Raw genomic sequence first — 3541 nt, forward strand, 5'->3', positions numbered from 1 at the left:
TCGCACCCTCACGGGTGCGTGGATTGAAACCACCGCGTCCACATGGGCCCAGCGGGTAGCCTGTCGTCGCACCCTCACGGGTGCGTGGTCATACGGATTGTTCATATTCCAGCATAGTGCTCCTTCATGTACACAGTAGAATGAATAAGCAACAGTTATGCTTCAACATTTCACGATGCTAGAAAGCCGCCAGATTTTTTCTGGCGGCTTTTTTGTGTCGGTTAAGACAGGTGGGACAGGCCCGGATGATCCAAGGCCGGTCAGGCTTCCATGTTATCCCTTATGGATCATGATTTCCCGTCAGCCATTCCACAGGTATTCCTGATATTTTATCAGGTTTCCTGCGTCCGGCAGCTGTTTGTATGAGATAGTTTGCCCTATGAAGACAAGGGGTTATCCCGTTATTGCTTCCATCTTTTGAGGTGCGGGAAGAATTGCTTCATGCCGGCCCGGGCTTCTTCCACGGTATATTTCTTTTCCGAGTCCTTGTTGAATTCATCAAGGTATTCCAGGTTATGCTCGATCATTTCATCCATGGTGCAGTCCCGGGTGAAACGGCCCTCTGCATAGCAGTAGTGGCAGTAGTCCTCGTTGCTGCTTCCGTCCGCTTCTTTTCCGAAAGTGGAGTCGTTTACGGGCATGCCGCAGCTCTGGCAGAATTGTTGTTCCATTTCCATATTTGTTGATGGGTTGTTTGTTGGTTGTTCTCTGCCCGAATGTCCGTGATATTCCGGAGAAGAGGATTGTTCCTATTGTGCCGGAAAAGGGCTATAGCGGCTGGGCGTCCGTCTTGGGTATCCAGACGGGGGTGTTCTGGAAGGTGCTGGCGTAGTACCAGGAGCCGCGTTCCGCTCGCAGGATGAGCGGCGTGGATTCCGGGAGGGTCATGAGGGCGGGGCTGCCCATGTCCGCGGCATGGCGGGCAGGCGTTTTTTTCGTGACCACGAGCAGGCAGTCCGGCGGGATGGATTCCGGCGTTTCCGGGTACATGATGTAGTTCATGACGGCGGCTACGGTAACCAGGCCGCTGAGGGTGGCCAGGATGGTCAGCAGGACGCCGTGCCTGCGGGAGACAGTGAGGAGGGCCAGGAAGGTGAGCATGACGGCTCCGGAGAGAATGGCTATGGGTACCAGCACATCATGGCTGATGTAGGTGAGCCACTGGTTTTCCGTGGTGTCCGGAGGAAGGATGGCCCCTTCTTTGCGTTCGATAAATTGGAGGTTGCTTTTCGCTTCCGTGAAGTACGGGGAGAGCTCCAGGGCGCGGCGGTAGTTGAGCGCGGCCAGGCCGGGCTTGTTGAGGCGGTAGTAGGAGTTCCCGGCGCCAAAGCAGGCGTAGGCACGGGCCGATTTGGAGAGGTTCGTGTTTTCGCTTTGTTTGTTGAAGTAGTCAATGGCTTTCGTGTATTCGCCCTGTTCATAGGCCCGGATGCCTGTTTCATCCGTTTCAGCGGCGTGGCCGGGAGTTGCGGCGAGGGAGGCGGCCAGAATGGCGCCGAGGAGGAGCAAGGGGAGCTTGGCGATGGCTTTTTTAATGGCTTGCAGCATGTTCTGGCGTTCCGCATGGGGCAGTTCGTCCGCAGTGCCGGAAGGTTGGAAGGCCCTGTCGTCCCGGAGTTGAAGGATCGTTTTCATTTCTTCATTTTGTTTGGACGGCGGGATGTAGCTTTCTATGAAGTTGCCGGCGGCGCGCAGGAATTCCGTGGAGTTTGCCTGGCGCGGGGTGGAGGCGAGCTTTTTGAAGGAGCGCATGCGTTCCCTGGCCGTGAAGCTTTCCTTCTGCACTTTCCGGATGTAGCGGATCAGGGCCATGCCGAGCAGGATTATGGCGGGGATGTACGCCAGGAAGTACCATCCCCAGTGGGCCGGGGAAGTGAGGGTGTTCATGATGACGGCGGGCGCCATGCCGTAGATGTCCGTCATTTCCGCCACCGGAATGGTTCCTGCCGGCGGAGGCGTGGCGGGCGCGCCCGTTCCGGCGGAGGCTCCCGTGATGGCGGAGGCTTTCCATTCCAGCGGAATGGGGGCGGTGGTTACGGTTTTGTATTGCTGCGTGCTGGGGTCAAAGAAGGTGAGTTCGAAGGACGGGATGGCGTCCGTCTGGGCGATGGGGCGCAGCATTTGCTGGAATTCCACGGTTCCCTGCGTGGTGCGCGTGTTCTGGCTGGGGTCCAGCTTGTTGGGCGGGTAGAGTTTCCAGTTGGAGGCATCCGTCAGCGAAGGGCAGTTGATGCTGTGGATGTTGCCCGAACCTTCCACCTTGATTTTAACAGTGATGGGTTCGTTGGCGCTGAGGTCCCTTGCATCCGTACTGGCGGAGATGCGGAAGTTGCCTACGGCATTGGTGAAGGAGGCGGGGGCGCCTTCCGGGAGTTCCTGCGCGGTGATTTTCACTTCCGGTATGGCCATTTCCACCAGCATTTCCATACGGCTGAAACTGGCGATGAGCGGGTCCGCCTCCGGAAGGATGGCGCGGGCCGTGACGGTGCCGGATGCCGTTACTTCTCCGGCGCGCAGCGGGAAGAAGGCGCTCTGAAAGGTCATCACATTCCAGTTGACGCCCCGGTAGAGTACGGAGCCGCGGGGCTGGCCCCGGAGCAGTTCCGCCAGGGTGGGTTCAAAACGCCATGCCGCCAGATTGGACGTAGTGATGGTGGGGATGGTGTATTCCAGAATGTGTTCCGGGGCGTAGATTTTCAGTTCGCAGCGGTCCGGCTGGTGAACGTAGGGTTTCTGGTTGTCCACATGCCACAGCATGCCGTATGGGACGGTGGCGCCGTTCATGTTCAGCGTGTTCCATTTGATGGCGCTGTACGGGTAAACCGTCAGTGTCTGGGGGGGCGTGGTGTAGGTGCGGTCATTGTTCGTTTTCAGGGTCAGGGAGGGAATTTGCACGGTGCCCGCTTCATCCGGGGTAACTTCAATGGCCATCAGGAAGGCGGACTGGTTGGGAGAGCCCGGCCAGCGGATGTAGTTGCCCTGGCTGATCCAGTGCATGCTGGCTCCCTTGACTCTGGGGAGCGGGTCCTGGCGTCCGATGCTGCCGTCCGTCAGGATGATGAAGAGGCGGGTTTGTTCGCCCGGCACGACGGCGTCGGAAAGCCATGTGGTGACGACTTCCGCCATGGCCGTAAAGGTCATGCAGAAGAGAAGGGGGAGGATGGCGATCAATTTTTTCATCATGTTGCGGATGTGTTTGAAAGGTTGTTGTAGTGGTATGGACGGACCGGGGCTGAGGTTAATAGTCCTTGTCCGGCGGGTAGTCGGGAGAGCGCTGGGGCACGGGGCAGCCGGGTTCAATGTCCCGGCGTTCCATCAGGATGGCCCGGGCTTCCCGCCGTTCTTTTGCTTCCTTGCTTTCCTTTTGCGCGGCTACGGGGACGGGTTTGCCGTCTTCCCCAGTAGGCTGGGGCTGAGGAGTGGAAGAAGCGGGAGTTTCAGGCAGCTTGTCTTTTTCCGGAGAGGAGGGAAGGGGCGTGTTTTTCATTTCGTCCTGACTGCCCGGAGTATTCTGCTGATCCTTATTCTGTTGATCCTTATT

General features: G+C 58.1%; 3 protein-coding genes. All 3 read right to left on the reverse strand.

Annotation, left to right across the window (positions count from 1 at the left end):
* Positions 1–401: 401 nt before the first annotated feature.
* Positions 402–671, reverse strand: coding sequence for a zinc ribbon domain-containing protein (locus HMPREF3039_RS09435; protein WP_067571771.1), 270 nt, complete (start codon positions 669–671; stop codon positions 402–404).
* A 97-nt stretch (positions 672–768) separates the two neighbouring features.
* Positions 769–3183 (reverse strand): BatD family protein, encoded by a 2415-nt coding sequence (locus HMPREF3039_RS09440; protein WP_067571766.1) that lies wholly within the window; start codon positions 3181–3183, stop codon positions 769–771.
* 55 nt (positions 3184–3238) lie between these two features.
* Positions 3239–3541, reverse strand: a 303-nt coding sequence (locus HMPREF3039_RS09445) for a hypothetical protein (RefSeq protein WP_231863899.1), incomplete at its 5' end; no start/stop codon positions are given.

Origin of the sequence: Akkermansia sp. KLE1798 (assembly GCF_001580195.1) — a bacterium.
GTDB classification, from domain to species: domain Bacteria; phylum Verrucomicrobiota; class Verrucomicrobiia; order Verrucomicrobiales; family Akkermansiaceae; genus Akkermansia; species Akkermansia biwaensis.

Bases quoted from the DNA above. Each gene is read 5' to 3' on its own strand.
- HMPREF3039_RS09440 (WP_067571766.1), bottom strand. From the start codon at position 3,183: ATGATGAAAAAATTGATCGCCATCCTCCCCCTTCTCTTCTGCATGACC.
- HMPREF3039_RS09435 (WP_067571771.1), bottom strand. From the start codon at position 671: ATGGAACAACAATTCTGCCAGAGCTGCGGCATGCCCGTAAACGACTCC.